Annotated in this window: 14 protein-coding genes; 4 read left to right on the top strand and 10 right to left on the bottom strand. The window is 60.4% G+C overall.

Annotated elements, in window-relative coordinates:
- Positions 1-17: 17 nt before the first annotated feature.
- The 6 genes from AC3IUA_RS20950 to gcl form a co-directional block, all read right to left on the bottom strand.
- Entirely contained in the window at positions 18-938 is a 921-nt protein-coding gene (locus AC3IUA_RS20950; RefSeq protein ID WP_489356818.1) for an urea transporter, read from the bottom strand.
- 187 nt (positions 939-1,125) lie between these two features.
- On the bottom strand, positions 1,126-2,541 hold the full coding sequence (gene pyk, locus AC3IUA_RS20945; protein WP_489356817.1) for a pyruvate kinase: 1,416 nt from the start codon (positions 2,539-2,541) through the stop codon (positions 1,126-1,128).
- Entirely contained in the window at positions 2,531-3,811 is a 1,281-nt protein-coding gene (locus AC3IUA_RS20940) for a glycerate kinase type-2 family protein (protein ID WP_489356816.1), read from the bottom strand. Before AC3IUA_RS20940 ends, pyk begins: the two co-directional genes overlap by 11 nt.
- Before the next feature lie 170 nt (positions 3,812-3,981).
- On the bottom strand, positions 3,982-4,866 hold the full coding sequence (locus AC3IUA_RS20935; RefSeq protein WP_489356815.1) for a 2-hydroxy-3-oxopropionate reductase: 885 nt from the start codon (positions 4,864-4,866) through the stop codon (positions 3,982-3,984).
- A gap of 131 nt (positions 4,867-4,997) precedes the next feature.
- A complete protein-coding gene (gene hyi, locus AC3IUA_RS20930; protein ID WP_489356814.1) occupies positions 4,998-5,780 on the bottom strand; it encodes a hydroxypyruvate isomerase in 783 nt (260 codons plus the stop codon).
- 86 nt (positions 5,781-5,866) lie between these two features.
- The gene (gcl, locus tag AC3IUA_RS20925; protein WP_489356813.1) at positions 5,867-7,642 is read right to left on the bottom strand and encodes a glyoxylate carboligase; all 1,776 of its coding nucleotides are present in this window, start codon (positions 7,640-7,642) and stop codon (positions 5,867-5,869) included.
- Between the two features lie 266 nt (positions 7,643-7,908).
- Between gcl and AC3IUA_RS20920 the strand changes: the two genes are divergently transcribed.
- On the top strand, positions 7,909-8,349 hold the full coding sequence (locus tag AC3IUA_RS20920; RefSeq protein WP_489356812.1) for a GlcG/HbpS family heme-binding protein: 441 nt from the start codon (positions 7,909-7,911) through the stop codon (positions 8,347-8,349).
- A 100-nt stretch (positions 8,350-8,449) separates the two neighbouring features.
- Here the strand turns inward: AC3IUA_RS20920 and AC3IUA_RS20915 are convergent, their stop codons facing one another.
- Positions 8,450-9,055, bottom strand: a complete 606-nt coding sequence (locus tag AC3IUA_RS20915; protein WP_489356811.1) for a TetR/AcrR family transcriptional regulator — start codon at positions 9,053-9,055, stop codon at positions 8,450-8,452.
- Positions 9,056-9,189: 134 nt separating this feature from the next.
- Here AC3IUA_RS20915 and AC3IUA_RS20910 point away from each other — a divergent pair, with 134 nt between their 5' ends.
- Positions 9,190-10,116: a DUF808 domain-containing protein gene (locus AC3IUA_RS20910; RefSeq protein WP_489356810.1), complete on the top strand. Its 927-nt coding sequence runs from the start codon at positions 9,190-9,192 to the stop codon at positions 10,114-10,116.
- Between the two features lie 908 nt (positions 10,117-11,024).
- Here the strand turns inward: AC3IUA_RS20910 and AC3IUA_RS20905 are convergent.
- Positions 11,025-11,813 (bottom strand): MlaA family lipoprotein, encoded by a 789-nt coding sequence (locus AC3IUA_RS20905; protein ID WP_489356809.1) that lies wholly within the window; start codon positions 11,811-11,813, stop codon positions 11,025-11,027.
- On the bottom strand, positions 11,806-13,104 hold the full coding sequence (locus AC3IUA_RS20900; protein ID WP_489356808.1) for a serine/threonine protein kinase: 1,299 nt from the start codon (positions 13,102-13,104) through the stop codon (positions 11,806-11,808). Before AC3IUA_RS20900 ends, AC3IUA_RS20905 begins: the two co-directional genes overlap by 8 nt.
- Positions 13,105-13,341: 237 nt before the next feature.
- Between AC3IUA_RS20900 and AC3IUA_RS20895 the strand changes: the two genes are divergently transcribed.
- Positions 13,342-13,710, top strand: a complete 369-nt coding sequence (locus AC3IUA_RS20895; RefSeq protein ID WP_489356807.1) for a hypothetical protein — start codon at positions 13,342-13,344, stop codon at positions 13,708-13,710.
- 86 nt (positions 13,711-13,796) lie between these two features.
- On the opposite strand, the gene AC3IUA_RS20890 is transcribed toward AC3IUA_RS20895, so the two are convergent.
- Positions 13,797-15,350, bottom strand: a complete 1,554-nt coding sequence (locus AC3IUA_RS20890) for a glycoside hydrolase family 17 protein (protein WP_489356806.1) — start codon at positions 15,348-15,350, stop codon at positions 13,797-13,799.
- Between the two features lie 345 nt (positions 15,351-15,695).
- Between AC3IUA_RS20890 and AC3IUA_RS20885 the strand changes: the two genes are divergently transcribed.
- On the top strand, positions 15,696-16,544 hold the full coding sequence (locus tag AC3IUA_RS20885; protein ID WP_489356805.1) for a glycine betaine ABC transporter substrate-binding protein: 849 nt from the start codon (positions 15,696-15,698) through the stop codon (positions 16,542-16,544).
- Positions 16,545-16,638 lie beyond the last annotated feature (94 nt).

Genomic DNA, 16,638 nt, shown 5'->3' with positions numbered 1-16,638 from the left:
AGCGCCTGAACCGATGATCAGCGAAGCCTAGGGTGATTCTCCTCGATTGCGCAAGGCGCACTGTCCATTACCGTCTGGCGCAACACCCGAGTGCTGGCGTGGACCAGCCAGCAGGCGAGGATGAAGGGCGCGGTGAGCGGCGACAGACCGAGGACGCTGAAACCAGGTGTCAGCAGTATGGCCAGGGCAATGCCGAGCAGAGGTAACCAGGGATATCGACGTTGCTGGCTCAGGGCGAGGGCGGCCAGTGCCGGGTTGTAGCCGTTCAGGCCGAGCAATGCGGTCGAGGATTCGTTGAACAGTAACGCGCACGCCAGACCAACGCCTGCGCCCAGTAATGCCCAGGCGCCAGCGCGACGATTGGCAATCAGCAGTCCGGTAGCGATCAGCATACCGGCCAATGGGTGGTCGAGCAGCATGATCTGGCCCAGCCCTTTGAAGCTGGCACCCAGCACGTTGAGGGTATCCAGCTCGGGCAGCTGGATGGCGGTCGGCTGATGGGGTGTGGCGAGACCGAGCAACAGCCAGCTCAGACCCACGAACGGTGCGGTGTAGGCGGGCAGGCAAAACTGCTCGCGGGTGCGTTTGAGCCACTGCTGGGTGAGGATCGCGCTAAGGCCGCCGCAGGCGATGATCAGCGGCGGCAGCATGGCGGACCAGGCGAACTGCTGGCTTAGCAGCAGACCCAGCAGGACGCCGTTGTAACTGTAGAGCCCGGCCTGGCGTTCGGCCTTGGCATAGCCGCGCCGTTGCGCGGTGAGCAAACCGGCGACGCCGCCCAGCAGGGCTCCGCCGAGCAGCGTCGGGGCGGTCAGCAGGATCGCCAACAGGCACAGCAAGCCGCAGAGCGGATGGCGCTGCAGGAAAATCTGGCTGAAGCCGTTGAGCAGGGCGGTGGCCCAGTCGGGGCAGTGGGTGTTGAAGTGGTTGGATGGCATGGGGGGGGCTAAGTACAGAAGAAGAACTCAGGTTGTGCATAAACCTGTGGCGAGGGAGCTTGCTCCCGCTCGGCTGCGCAGCAGTCGTATTCCGGAATTCCCAATTCGACAGGTAAAACCCGGGATCCGTTTTGGGGCCGCTTCGCGCCCCAGCGGGAGCAAGCTCCCTCGCCATAGGGGCTGTTCATTAGATCAACGTCTCGATACGCAACGAGTTAGTCGACCCCGGCTGACCAAAGGGCACACCCGCGGTGATCAATAACGTATCGCCACGCTTGGCCATGCCTTGGGCCTGGGCGATTTCCAGGGCGGTGGAGCAGACTTCGTCGACTTGACGCAGCCGGTCGTTAACCACCGAGTGCACGCCCCAGGCCACGGTCAGGCGACGGGCGGTCTGCAGGTTCGGGGTGAGGTTGAGGATCGGCACCGTCGGTCGTTCCCGCGCGGCGCGCAAACTCGAGCTGCCGGACTCACTGTAGTTCACCAGCACCGCCACCGGCAGGATGCTGCTGATCCGCCGGATTGCACAGCTGATGGCGTCGGACACCGTGGCTTCGGCCTGTGGTCGGCTGACGTCGAGTTGTGCCTGATAATCCGGTCCGCCTTCGACCTGGCGGATGATCTTGCTCATCATCTGCACCGCTTCCAGCGGGTAATCGCCAGAGGCGGTTTCCGCCGAGAGCATCACCGCATCGGCACCTTCGGCCACCGCATTGGCGACATCCGTGACTTCGGCGCGGGTCGGTGCCGGGGAGAAGCGCATCGACTCGAGCATCTGCGTCGCGACCACCACCGGTTTACCGAGCTGGCGGCAGATAGTGATGATGTTTTTCTGGATCTGCGGCACGCTCTCGGCCGGCACTTCCACGCCCAGATCGCCCCGGGCTACCATGATCGCATCGCTCAGCTCGGCGATTTCGCGCAGTTGTTCAACCGCTGACGGCTTCTCGATTTTCGCCATCAGGAAAGCTTTGTCGCCAATCAGTTCGCGGGCTTCGCGGATGTCTTGCGGGCGCTGTACGAAAGACAGTGCGACCCAGTCGACCCCCAGTTCCAGACCGAAACTCAGGTCGCGACGATCCTTGGCCGTCAACGGGCTCAGCTCCAGTACCGCTTGGGGCACGTTGACGCCTTTGCGGTCGGACAGCTCACCGCCATTGAGCACCGTGGTGTCGATGGCGTCGGCGTGTTTGGCGGTAACTCGCAGGCGCAGCTTGCCATCGTCCAGCAGCAAGTCCATGCCCGGCTCAAGCGCAGCGATGATTTCCGGGTGGGGCAAGTTGACCCGGCGTTGGTCGCCGGGCGTCGGGTCCAGGTCCAGACGCAGCGCCTGACCGCGCACCAGTTGAACCTTGCCTGCGGCAAATTGGCCGACCCGCAGTTTCGGGCCCTGCAGGTCCATCAGAATGCCCAGGGGATAGTTTAGCTGCTGCTCGACTTCACGAATCCACTGGTAACGCTGGGCGTGGTCAGCGTGATCACCATGGCTGAAGTTGAGGCGAAAGATGTTCACCCCGGCTTCGACCAGCTCACGGATAGCGTCGATCCCGTCTGTGGCCGGGCCGAGGGTGGCGAGGATTTTGACCTTCTTGTCAGGCGTCATGTTCAGGGCTCTCGATAATCAGAATGGCACGGAAGTCGTTGACGTTGGTGCGGGTCGGCTCGGTGACGATCAAGGCATCCAGCGCGGCGAAATAGCCATAGCCGTTGTTGTTGTCCAGCTCATCGCTGGCACTCAAGCCCATGGCAGCGGCGCGGGTATAGCTGTCGGGAGTCATGATGGCGCCGGCGTTGTCTTCAGAGCCATCGATGCCGTCAGTGTCGCCGGCCAGTGCATATACCCCGGGCAGGCCCTTGAGGTTGTCGGTGAGGCTCAGCAGGAATTCGGCATTGCGTCCGCCACGGCCGTTGCCGCGCACGGTGACGGTGGTTTCACCGCCGGAGAGAATCACGCAGGGCGCCGCCAGCGGCTGGCCGTGCAAGACCACCTGACGGGCGATCCCGGCGTGGACCTTGGCCACCTCGCGCGATTCGCCTTCCAGGTCACCGAGAATCAACGGGCTGAAACCGGCTTGACGCGCTTTCACGGCTGCCGCTTCGAGGGATTGCTGCGGCCGGGCGATCAGCTGGAAATGACTGCGGGCCAGGCTCGGATCGCCGGGTTTGACCGTCTCCGATTCCGCGCTTTGCAGCCAGTTGCGCACCGTTGCCGGGACTTCGATGGCGTAGCGCTGGAGAATCGCCAGGGCCTGGGCCGAGGTGCTCGGGTCAGCCACGGTCGGACCGGAAGCGATCACCGTCGCCAGGTCGCCCGGCACATCGGAAATTGCATAGGTGTAGACAGTGGCCGGCCAGCAGGCCTTGGCCAGGCGTCCGCCCTTGATCGCCGAGAGGTGCTTGCGTACGCAGTTCATCTCGCCAATGGTGGCGCCGGATTTGAGCAGGGCTTTGTTGATCGACTGTTTGTCGGCGAGGGTGATGCCGGCTGCAGGCAGTGCCAGCAATGCCGAGCCACCACCGGAGAGCAGAAAGATCACCCGGTCGTCTTCGCTGAGGTCGCTGACCAGTTCCAGTACCCGTTTTGCCACGGCCAGGCCGGCAGCGTCAGGTACCGGGTGGGCGGCTTCGACCACTTCGATTTTTTCGCAGGGGGCGCCGTGACCGTAGCGGGTCACCACCAGCCCGGACACTTCACCGTGCCAGCAGCGCTCGACCACTTGCGCCATGGCCGCGGCCGCTTTGCCGGCGCCAATCACGATCACCCGACCGCTGCGATCGCTGGGTAAATGGGCTGCAAGGACTTGCTGCGGATGGGCGGCGTCGATGGCTGTGGCGAACAGCTCACGCAGGAATTGTTGCGGATCGACCGACATGGCGGGCTCCCGGAATTCTTGTTATTTGGAGGAAGGCAGCCTGCGGCAGCTCTGGAAGGTTCACCCTGTAGGAGCTGCCGCAGGCTGCGATCTTTTGCGGATAATGCGGTGAACGGTCGGGCGTAAAGATCAAAAGATCGTCCGAACGCGGTCCGAACCTTCGGCAGCGCCTACCGAATCGAGAAATTCGCCATGTGCTCCAGGCCTTTGATCAGCGCCGAGTGGTCCCAGTTGCTGCCGCCGATGGCCGCGCAGGTACTGAACACTTGCTGGGTACCGGCGGTGTTGGGCAGGTTGATGCCCAGCTCGCGTGCGCCGGCCAGGGCCAGGTTCAGGTCCTTCTGGTGCAGGCTGATGCGGAAGCCTGGATCGAAGGTGCCTTTGATCATGCGCTCGCCGTGAACCTCGAGGATCTTCGACGAAGCGAAACCACCCATCAGGGCTTCGCGAACCTTGGCCGGATCGGCACCGTTTTTCGAAGCGAACAGCAGGGCTTCAGCGACGGCCTGGATGTTCAGCGCGACGATGATCTGGTTCGCCACTTTGGCGGTTTGACCGTCGCCGTTGCCGCCGACCAGGGTGATGTTCTTGCCCATGCTCTGGAACAGCGGCAGGGCGCGTTCGAAGGCGCTGCTGTCGCCACCGATCATGATGCTCAGGGTCGCGGCCTTGGCACCGACTTCACCGCCGGACACCGGGGCGTCGAGGTATTGCGCGCCTTTTTCGTTGATTTTCGCGGCGAAGGTTTTGGTCGCGGTCGGCGAGATCGAACTCATGTCGATCACGATCTTGCCAGGGCCGATACCGGCCGCCACGCCGTCGGCGCGGAACAGCACGTCTTCGACCTGCGGGGTATCCGGAACCATGACGATGATGAACTCGGCTTCCTGGGCAACTTCTTTCGGGCTCGCCAGAGCGACCGCGCCACCGGCGATCAGATCGGCAGGTGCGGCGTCGTGGTGCGCCGACAGGAAGAGGCTGTGACCGGCTTTCTGCAGGTTCAACGCCATTGGGTGGCCCATGATGCCGGTGCCGATAAATCCGATTTTAGCCATGAGAAAATCCTCTTGTTTTTATGCTGCTCGTGTAGGAACTGGCGAGGCCTGCGATCTTTTCAAGGGCTGCACAAAAGCAAGATCAAAAGATCGCAGCCTGCGGCAGCTCCTACAGTGATGACCGTGTTCGATCAGATTGCGTTGTGGGTTTTCAGCCAGCCCAGACCGGCTTCAGTGGTGGTCAGCGGTTTGTATTCGCAGCCGACCCAGCCCTGGTAACCGATGCGGTCCAGGTGTTCGAACAGGAAGTGGTAGTTGATCTCGCCAGTACCCGGCTCATTGCGCCCCGGGTTGTCGGCGAGCTGGATGTGATTGATCTCGCCCAGATGGTCGGCCATGGTCCGGGCCAGGTCGCCCTCCATGATTTGCATGTGGTAGATGTCGTATTGCAGGAACAGGTTGCTGCTGCCCACTTGCTCGCGAATCGACAGGGCCTGGGCCGTGTTGTTCAGGTAGAAGCCCGGGATGTCGCGGGTGTTGATCGCTTCCATCACCAGCTTGATACCCACCGCTTGCAGCTTGTCGGCGGCGTACTTGAGGTTGGCGACAAAGGTCTTTTCTACAGTGGCATCGTCGACGCCTTGGGGGCGAATGCCGGCCAGGCAGTTGACCTGGGTGTTGCCCAGCACTTTCGCGTAAGCGATCGCCAGATCGACACCGGCGCGGAATTCTTCGACCCGATCCGGCAGGCAGGCGATACCGCGCTCGCCCTTGGCCCAGTCACCGGCCGGCAGGTTGAACAGCACCTGAGTCAGGCCGTGGGCATCGAGCTGGGCCTTGATCTCGGCAGAGTTGAAGTCGTAGGGAAACAGATATTCGACACCACTGAAGCCAGCCTTGGCGGCAGCTTCGAAGCGGGCAAGAAAATCCTGCTCGGTAAACAGCATGGACAGGTTAGCGGCGAAACGCGGCATGGTGGTCTCCTGTTAGTGTTTTGTTGGATCGTTCCCACGCTTTGTGTTCGACGCCTCGACGCGGGAGCGATCTTTCATGCCAGGTCTCAATCGAGCAACGAAATAGCCGTCGGCGCATCGTTGCCGACCAGCGCCAGGTCTTCGAATTCGTTGACGGCGTTGATCTCGGTGCCCATGGAAATGTTGGTCACACGCTCCAGAATAATCTCGACAATCACCGGAACCTTGAATTCTTCGATCATTTCCTGAGCCTTGCGCAGTGCCGGCTGGATCTGTGCCGGTTCGAACACGCGCAGGGCCTTGCAACCGAGGCCTTCGGCCACCGCGACGTGGTCGACGCCGTAGCCGTTGAGTTCCGGAGCGTTGAGGTTGTCGAAGGACAGCTGCACGCAGAAGTCCATATCGAAACCACGCTGCGCCTGACGGATCAGCCCCAGGTAGGAGTTGTTCACCACCACATGGATGTAGGGCAGTTTGAACTGCGCACCCACCGCCAGCTCTTCGATCATGAACTGGAAGTCATAGTCGCCGGACAGGGCCACGACCTTGCGGCTCGGATCCGCCTTGACCACGCCCAGTGCTGCCGGGATGGTCCAGCCCAGAGGGCCGGCCTGGCCGCAGTTGATCCAGTGACGCGGCTTGTAGACGTGCAAGAACTGCGCGCCGGCAATCTGTGACAGACCGATGGTGCTGACGTAGCAGGTGTCCTTGCCGAACACCTGGTTCATTTCTTCGTAGACCCGTTGCGGCTTGACCGGCACGTTGTCGAAGTGAGTCTTGCGCTGCAGGCTGGCTTTACGCTGCTGGCAATCTTGCAGCCAGGCGCTGCGGTCCTTCAGTTTGCCGGCGGCTTTCCATTCGCGAGCGATTTCAATGAACACCTTCAGCGCCGAACCGGCGTCGGAAACGATGCCCAGGTCCGGGGTGAACACTCGCCCGATCTGGGTCGGTTCGATGTCGACGTGAATGAACTTCCGGCCTTCGGTATAGACGTCCACCGAGCCGGTGTGACGGTTAGCCCAGCGGTTACCAACGCCCAGTACCACGTCGGACTTGAGCATGGTCGCATTGCCATAACGATGCGAGGTCTGCAGACCGACCATGCCGACCATCAGCGGGTGATCGTCCGGGATGGTGCCCCAGCCCATCAGGGTCGGAATCACCGGGATACCGGTCAGTTCAGCGAACTCCACCAGCAGCTCGCTGGCATCGGCATTGATGATGCCGCCACCGGCCACCAGCAATGGCCGTTCAGCTTGATCGAGCATGGCCAGGGCCTTCTCGATCTGCACCCGGTTGGCCACGGGTTTGGCCAGCGGCAGCGGTTCGTAGGCGTCGATGTCGAATTCGATTTCGGCCATCTGCACGTCGAATGGCAGGTCGATCAGCACCGGGCCAGGGCGACCGGAGCGCATTTCGAAAAAAGCTTTCTGGAAGGCGTAAGGCACCTGGCCGGGTTCCAGAACGGTGGTTGCCCACTTGGTCACTGGCTTGACGATGCTGGTGATATCGACGGCCTGAAAGTCTTCCTTGTGCATACGGGCGCGGGGTGCCTGGCCAGTGATGCAAAGGATCGGGATCGAGTCGGCCGAGGCGCTGTAGAGCCCGGTGACCATGTCGGTACCGGCAGGCCCGGAAGTACCGATGCACACGCCGATGTTGCCGGCTTTAGTGCGTGTGTAACCCTCGGCCATGTGCGAGGCGCCTTCAACGTGGCGAGCGAGGACGTGATCAATGCCGCCGACCTTTTGCAGGGCGGAATACAGCGGGTTGATGGCTGCACCCGGGATGCCAAAAGCGGTATCAACCCCTTCACGGCGCATCACCAGAACGGCGGCTTCGATTGCTCTCATTTTGCTCATGGTTTTGTGCCTCTTACGTTTTGTAATTGTATACAAGTGGCTTTGCGCAGAGTGTATTCACGGCGGACGGCGCAGGTCAATCCATTTTCTCAAGCGGCTGTTTCATTTCGTCAGAAGCCAGAAGTACTGTGTCTTTTCGTCGCATGAGCCGCATTTCGATAATTATTGTATACAAAAAAATAACTCATTGTGTTCTATTTGTTCTATCGGATTTCGCCTCGTCGAGGTCCACAGGCTTTTTCCATAACAAAATGAGGACGGCACCCATGAGCGCTTTAACCTTGAAAGTCGCAGTCAGCCTGACCGATCGAGCCATAGTCGCAGGGCGCGAAATCGCCGCGGCACCGCTGACCATCGCGGTACTCGATGCCGGCGGGCATCTGCTGAGTTTGCAGCGTGAAGACGGCGCGAGCCTGCTACGACCGCAGATCGCCATCGGCAAAGCCTGGGGCGCGATTGCCCTGGGCAAGGGGTCGCGACTGTTGGCACTGGACGCGCAACAGCGGCCGGCGTTTATCGCCGCGCTCAATAGCCTGGGGCAGGGCAGCGTGGTGCCGGCGCCGGGCGGGGTGTTGATTCGTGATCAGGAAGGCGTGGTGATCGGCGCCATCGGCATCAGCGGCGACACTTCGGACATCGACGAGCAATGCGCGATCAGCGCCATCGAGGCGCAGGGGTTGCAGGCGGATGCGGGGGTGGCGGCTTAATCAAGATCAAAAGACCGCAGGCTTCGCCAGCTCCTACGTCGAACACAGATCCCGTAGGAGCTGCCGCAGGCTGCGATCTTTTCAAGGGCGACCCGACTTGTCAGTCCGGCTCACACCCCTTGAGCACCAACCGGATAATGGTCTGCGCCGCCGCTTCATAATCGGCTTCATCGAGCTTGGCCTTGCCGGTGACGACTGAGATCTGCCAGTCGAAATCGGCGTAGGTCTGGGTGGCGGCCCAGATGCTGAACATCAGGTGATTGGGGTCGAGCGGGGCGATCAGGCCGCGGTCGATCCAGGTCTGTATGCAGTCGATGTTGTGTCTGGCCTGGGCGTTGAGTTGTTCGACCTGATCGGGGCTCAGGTGTGGCGCGCCATGCATGATTTCGCTGGCGAATACCTTGGAGGCAAACGGCAGATCGCGGGAGATGCGGATTTTTGAGCGGATATAGCCACTCAGTACTTCGCTGGGTATGCCCTCGGCGTTGAACGGGGTCGAGGCCTGCAGGATCGGTTCGATGATGCTTTCCAGCACCTCGCGATAGAGGTTTTCCTTGGACTTGAAGTAGTAGTAGACATTGGGCTTGGGCAGCCCCGCCTTGGCCGCGATGTCGCTGGTTTTGGTCGCAGCGAAGCCCTTGTCGGCGAACTCTTCGCTGGCTGCACGCAGGATCAGTTCTTTGTTGCGCTCGCGGATGGTGCTCATAAACCAGGTGATTCCTTGCCTGTTCTGGCGGTTGCGCATGGTAGCACCGGCTTTGCGCAAGGCTCAAGAAAGCCCCACGGCGCCTTGGGTCGCGCTATGCTCGGCAAACTTTATTAGCAAAGGAAGCCTGACCCATGGCCGGAAGCAGTTTGCTGCTGTTGATCGATGATATTGCCGCGGTGCTCGATGACGTCTCCTTGATGACCAAAATGGCCGCGAAGAAGACCGCCGGGGTGCTCGGCGACGATCTTGCGCTCAATGCCCAGCAGGTCTCGGGCGTGCGCGCAGAACGTGAAATACCGGTAGTCTGGGCGGTTGCCAAAGGCTCGTTCATCAACAAATTGATCCTGGTTCCTGCCGCATTGGCCATCAGTGCCTTCGTGCCATGGCTGGTGACTCCCCTGTTGATGCTCGGTGGGGCCTACCTGTGTTTCGAAGGTTTTGAGAAGCTCGCGCACAAGTTCCTCCACAGCAAGGCAGAAGATCAGGCTGAGCACGCACAGTTGATCGAAGCGGTGGCCGATCCCGAAGTCGATCTGGTGGCCTTCGAGAAAGACAAGATCAAGGGCGCAGTGCGTACTGACTTCATTCTCTCGGCGGAAATCATCGCCATCACCCTCGGCACGGTGGCCGATGCGCCGCTGATGCAGCAGGTCATGGTGCTGTCAGGCATCGCCATCGTCATGACTGTCGGTGTCTATGGCCTGGTGGCCGGTATCGTCAAACTCGACGACCTCGGGCTATGGCTGACGCAAAAACCCGGGCAGATGGCAAAAAGCCTCGGTGGCGTCATTTTGCGCGCGGCGCCCTACATGATGAAAGGTCTCTCGGTGATCGGCACCGCGGCGATGTTCATGGTCGGCGGGGGGATTCTCACCCATGGTGTGCCAGCGGTTCATCACTGGATCGAGCGCGTTACCGAGAGCACCGCGGAGCTGGTGGGCGGGGTTTCGTTGATCATGCCAACGCTGCTCAATGCAGTGGCCGGGATTATCGCCGGGGCGGTGGTGTTGGTGGGTGTGCTGGCGTTCAGCAAGGTCTGGCGGATGGCGAAGGCCTGAAAAGATCAAAAGATCGCAACCTGCGGCAGCTCCTACAGAATCGCGTGAATCTGCAATTTCGCGGGTCTACCCGGTCGGCGTAGGAGCTGGCGTAGCCTGCGATCTTTTCGGAGACGGCCAGGATCAAAAGATCGCAACCTGCGGCAGCTCCTCCAGAATCGCGTGAATCTGCAATTTCACGGGTGTACCCGGTCGGCGTAGGAGCTGGCGTAGCCTGCGATCTTTTCGGAGACGGCCAGGATCAAAAGATCGCAGCCTGCGGCAGCTCCTACAGAATCGCGTGAATCTGCAATTTCGTGGGTGTACCCGGTCGGCGTAGGAGCTGGCGTAGCCTGCGATCTTTTCGGAGACGGCCAGGATCAAAAGATCGCAGCCTGCGGCAGCTCCTGCAGAATCGCGTGAATCTGCAATTTCACGGGTGTACCCGGTCGGCGTAGGAGCTGGCGTAGCCTGCGATCTTTTCGAAGACGGCCAGGATCAAAAGATCGCAGCCTGCGGCAGCTCCTACAGAATTGCGTGAGTCTGCAATTTCGCGGGTGTACCCGGTCGGCGTAGGAGCTGGCGTAGCCTGCGATCTTTTCGGAGACGGCCAGGATCAAAAGATCGCAGCCTGCGGCAGCTCCTGCAGAATCGCGTGAATCTGCAATTTCACGGGTGTACCCGGTCGGCGTAGGAGCTGGCGTAGCCTGCGATCTTTTCGAAGACGGCCAGGATCAAAAGATCGCAGCCTGCGGCAGCTCCTACAGAATCGCGTGAATCTGTAATTTCACGGGTGTACCCGGTCGGCGTAGGAGCTGGCGTAGCCTGCGATCTTTTCAGCGGCACCCAAAATTTTGTGGTTGTACCAAACGCAAAAAAAAGGCCAATCGATCAGATCGAATGGCCTTTTTCGTTAGCCGCAGTTCCCGCTATTCAGCAATCTGCAACTTGCGCGCCTCGGTGTAGACGTAGCGCACTTTTTCGTACTCGAACGGCGAGTTCAGCTGGCCGTAGCGGAAGCTGGTCTGGTAGCGCTTGTCGATGCCGCGCAGGAGCAGGAGTTCCGGATGGTTGCCGCTGACTTCGGCGACGTTGAGGAAGTTGATCTGCGCTTCCGCCGCGAAGTCGAACACCAGGCCGCCGGTATCACGCAGGTTCGACGGGCCGAGGATCGGCAGGATGACGTAGGCCCCTCCCGGTACGCCATAGAAACCCAGGGTCTGGCCGAAGTCTTCGTTCTGGCGCGGCAAACCCATCCGGGTTGCCGGGTCCCACAGGCCAGCGATGCCGATGGTGGTGTTGAGCAACAATCGACCGGTGGTTTCCATCGAGCGCTGGCCTTTGAGCTGCAACAGGCTGTTGAGCAGGTTGGGCACATCGCCGAGGTTGTTGAAGAAGTTGCTCACGCCGGTGCGCAGAAAGGTCGGGGTGATGTATTGATAGCCGTTGACCACTGGCAGGAACACCCACTGATCGAAGCGATAGTTGAAGTGGTAGACCCGGCGGTTCCACGACTCCAGCGGGTCATAGACATTCAGCGCGTTCAAGGTCGAGCGCTCGAATTCGCGCTGGTCCAGGCCGGGGTTGAACTTGAGTTTGGTCAGCGGCAGGGTGAAGCCGTCCTGTTCGACCACGCTGGGTGTGTTGGCCTTGCTGTTGTCGGCATTGGCATAACCTGCGCAGAGCAACGCAGCGATTAGCAGGAGAGGTTTAACCACGGAAAAACTCCAGCATGGCGTCGCTGTTGACGCGGTAGTTGAGGTTGCCGCAATGGCCGCCATGAGGGTAGACGGTCAGACGATCGCCAAAGGTTTTACGCAGGAAACCGAGGTCGCCCGGGCCGAGGATCACATCGTCGGCGTTGTGCATCACGGCGATTTTCGGGCTGTCGTGCAGATAATCCTTGAGCGCGTAGAGGCTCACCTGGTCGATCAGTTGCAGTACGCTGCCGCCGTCGGTACGGGCGCGCCACATCGGGATCACTTGCTCGGTGAGGTAGCAGTCGAAGTCGCATTGCAACGCACGTTTGAGAAACGGTGTGAGGCTGGTGCCTTCGGTGATCGGGTATTTGGGCGGGGTGATCAGGCCGCGGCGGTTGATCAGGTCCGAGGTAAAGGCGATGTCGGCCGCCGAGAAACGGAATGAGGTACCGATCAGCATGGCCATTTGTTCATTGGTCAGGTGCTGCTTGGACTGCTGGAAGTCGTAGAGCAGGGCGTCGTTGAGATCGATATAGCCTTTTTGCTGGAAGTAGCGGGTCAGCTTGTTCAACACCAGTTCATAAAATGTGGTGGTGTTGTTGATGCCCTTGACCTCGGTTTGCACAAGCTTGTCGAGGTTGGTGATCGAGGTGTAGAGGTTGACCGGTGGATTGAGCAGCAAGACTTTCTTGAAATTGAAGCTGCGGCGGGTTTCATCCAGTTGACTGACAAACGCCGCGTCTAGTGCGCCCAGGCTGTACCCGGTGAGGTAGAACTCGGTGATCGGCAGGTTCGGGTTTTGCGCACGCACGGCCTGCATGACCCGGTACATGTCCTCGGCATCTTCCTTGGTCACCCCTGGGGTCGCAAAGCGCGAAGCGGCGGTCATGAAGTCGAAGCTGGTGGGCGACGACAGCTGCACCACGTGATAGCCGGCTTTGTAGTAGAGCTTTTTCAGGTATTCGTTGATGCTGCTGTGATAAGGCGCACCCGTGCCGGCGATCAGGAAAATCAGCGGAGCCGGATGGTCCTGTTTGGCCATGCGGTAGGTGAGCTTTTTCACCGCCCAGAAGTTGTCGGGCAAAGTGAATTCACGCTCCGGACGTAATGTCAGGCTGTAGTCCGCCTGGTCGATATCCTCGTCGGCCGGCAGTTCTGGTCGCAATTCCGGTGGCGTGGTAGCAATCGTTGCCTCGAACGGATTGGTCACCGGGTAGCCATAACTGGCAGCGTCGATATCCACTGCCAGTGCGGACGCACTCAGAATAAGGCCGCCAACAAGGGCAGCGAAGCGCAAGGGTCGGAGCATGACTGAATCCCTTAGAGGAAGGTGCCGGGTAGAGTTTCGCAGGCCTATGACCACCACACGGGTAATGAAGTGCCATTCAGTGGCACAAAATGTCAGTTCAATGAGCGTGAGCCGGGGGCAATAGTAGCCGGACGATACACTTAGCGGCGATTTTGTGAACAGTTATCTGTTGATCTCGCTTGCTTACCCCGGTCGGGCGATTAAGCTGGGCGCCATTTTCATCTATCGGAGTGCTTCATGTCCCGCCGTCTGCCCGTGATTCTGTTGCTTATTGTTTTGCCGTTATGGCTGGCCGCCAGTTATGGCCTGCGCTATGGCTTCATGGAGGATGGGCAGTGGGTCGGCATTTGTGCCGACGAGGCAAGTCGTTGGGAATGCCAGCTACGTTCGAACCTGGGACTGTTGATTCATTTCCAGATCCTGGGCTGGGGGGCGTTGGCGGCAGCGGTGATCGGCTTTGTATTGCCGGGGCGTGGCGGGTGGGGGATGGCGGTGCTGGCACTGTTGTTCGGGTTTCCGGCGCTGGCCTTGTACAACACCAGTATGGCGGTGTTTGCGGTGGTGATTGGGGGGTTGCGGTTGGTCAGGGCGTCACGCGGCGCCTGATCGATCGAATCGCGAGCAAGCCGGCACCCACTTAAGATCTGTGGGAGCGAGCCTGTTCGCGATAGCGCCGACAGGCGCTCTTGGGGTCAGCCCTTGCGAGCCCGCAAGCTGCGCCACAGTGCAGCAACCATCAATGCACTCACCAGCGCCCAGCCCCAGGCTTGCTGGTTTTCCAGGCCTTCGCGGTAGAGCTGCGGGGCGATGCCGGCGCCGATGATAAAGGCCAGCAGGGCAATCTCTGCGCGCGGCACCCTGACCGGCCGGCACAGGTAGACCAGTGCCGGCAGCAATAAGGCGGCGCTCGGGAAGCTGCGGTAGCGCGGGTCGAATACCAGTGCCAGCATCATCACCGCGGCGGCGAAGCCAGCGGCCGTCAGCAGCCAGCCGGCGCGCTGTTCCAGCCAGTTGAAGGCACGCTCACGCCAGGCGGTTTTGCTGCTCAGAGCCAGCGCAGCGTGTGCCAGTACCAATAGATTCAAGCCAACCAGTAATCCCGCCCAGATCCATTCGCCGGCAAAGCGGCTGGTGACCCGGGCCAGTTCACCCCAGGTGCCGATGGAGCAGGCCGCCACTGCACCGAGCAGCGGCAGGATCAGCGCAGCCCGAGTGCTGCGCACGCGACCACCGAGGACCAGCGTGCCGAGGAAGATCAAGCCGCCGATGCCCAGCCACAGTGGCCAGAAGGGCAGGTTCGACACCGGCCCGGCCAGCACGCCCTTGTCTTGACGGTCGGCGTCGAACAGCCCCCAGTAACCGCCGACCGCACCTTCACTGGCGCGTTTCCACGGTTGGTCGAAGGCTTCGATCAGGTTGTAGTGCCAGCCGTGCTGCTCGGCCATCGCGACAAAGCCGCGAATGAACCTGGCTTCATTGACCCGGCTCGGCACAGCAGTTTCGCGCTGGCGGCCTTCGCTTGGCCAGCCGGTTTCGCCAATCATCACGTCCTTGGGCGCAAAGCGCTTGCCGAATACCTGGCGGACTTCGGCCACGTGATTGAGCGCGGCATCGATGTTGGAGGGATCATCTTCCCAATACGGCAGCAAGTGGATCGTCAGAAAGTCCACGGTTGGCGCGATTTCCGGATGTTTTAGCCAGAACTCCCAGACATCGGCGTAGGTCACCGGTTGTTTGACCTGGCTTTTCACCTTGAGAATCAGCTTGACCAACTGTGGGCCAGTGACTTCCTTGCGCAGCAGGGTTTCGTTGCCGACTATCACCGAGGTCACGACATCGGCGTTGGTATTGGCTGAAGCGATCAGTAAGTCGACTTCCTTGGCGGAGTCCACCGGATTGCTGTTGATCCAGGCACCGATCATCAGTTTAAGGCCGTGCTTGCGCGCCAGGCCGGGGAGGGCTTCGAGGCCGGTCATGGAATAGGTGCGGATGCATTCGAAGCGGGTTGCCAGTAGTGCGAGGTCGGCATCCATGCGTTCGGGGCGCAGCTTGAACGGCTGGTCGAACGGCGATTGGTCTTTATCGAACGGGGTGTAGGAGGCGCATTGCAGCTTGTGCGTGGCACTGGCCACATCCGGCAGCAGTACCGGTTGTCCGAGACCGTACCAGAAACCACACAGGGCAAACAGGCCGAGCAGACAGGCAAACAGATAAGGTAAAAAAGCGAAGCGGGCAATCGCGGGCATGGTCAGGCCGTATGGGAACAAAGCCGCGCATCTTACCTGCATTTGTCGCCCGCTTGGGCGGCTGCATGGTTTTGACATGCAAAGTTCGGGCGGGATCCGAAGTCGTATTTCTACTTGTCGTCGTTAATGGCGTTCTGATGTCGTTTCTCATTGCCTTGAGGTCGCTGCCAGAGCAGGTCGCCGAGCACGGCAGGTTGATGATCGGTGCGTCAGTACTCCGCTGATGTTCGAACAGATTTGGCGGTGAGGCGTGAAGGGGGCGCTAGTGGCCGCACAGGCCTCCACGCAACAATAAGTTGACGCCGCTCGGCATCCGTCGGGCGCAGCACTTTCGGGGAAGTAACGATGAAGATGCGACGACTCTTAGGTGCAGGTGCCGCTCTGGTGCTTGCAGTGGGTTCCACCCTGGCCAGTGCCGACAGCAAAACCCTGAGCATCGGCTACGTCGACGGTTGGTCGGACAGCGTGGCGACCACCCATGTGGCGGCGGAAGTGATCAAGACGCTCGGTTATGACGTCAAGCTGCAGGCTGTGGCGACCGGGATCATGTGGCAGGGCGTTGCAACCGGCAAGCTCGATGCGATGCTCTCGGCCTGGCTGCCGGTGACTCACGGTGAGTACTGGACCAAGAACAAGGACAAGGTGGTCGACTACGGGCCTAACTTCAAGGACGCGAAAATCGGCCTGATCGTGCCGGAGTACGTCAAGGCGCAGACTATCGGCGACCTGAAAACCGACACCACCTTCAAGAACAAGATTGTCGGGATCGATGCGGGTTCAGGTGTAATGCTCAAGACCGATCAGGCGATCAAGGACTATGGCCTCGATTACAAGCTCCAGGCCAGTTCCGGTGCAGCGATGATTGCTGAGCTGACCCGTGCCGAAGACAAGAACGAGTCCATTGCGGTCACCGGTTGGGTACCGCACTGGATGTTCGCCAAGTGGAAGCTGCGCTTCCTGGAAGATCCAAAAGGCGTTTACGGTGCAGCTGAAACCGTTAATAGCATCGGTAGCAAAGGTCTGGAGAAGAAGGCTCCGGAAGTTTCGGCTTTCCTGAAAAAATTCAACTGGGCATCGAAAGACGAAATTGGCGAAGTGATGTTGGCCATTCAGGACGGTGCCAAGCCTGAAGCGGCTGCCAAGGATTGGGTCGCCAAGCATCCGGAACGGGTTGCCGAGTGGACCGCCAAATAATCTATCGAAGCGTCTGAACCGCTGTTATCAAGACCGTCTGGCGTTCGCGCCAGGCGGTCTTTTGCGTTGTTTGGGGTGACAATTCGTCACAGGG

Source organism: Pseudomonas sp. KH_050 (assembly GCF_057838875.1).
Note: the sequence above shows the minus strand (reverse complement) of the source record. Positions and strands in the feature narration are given on the sequence as shown.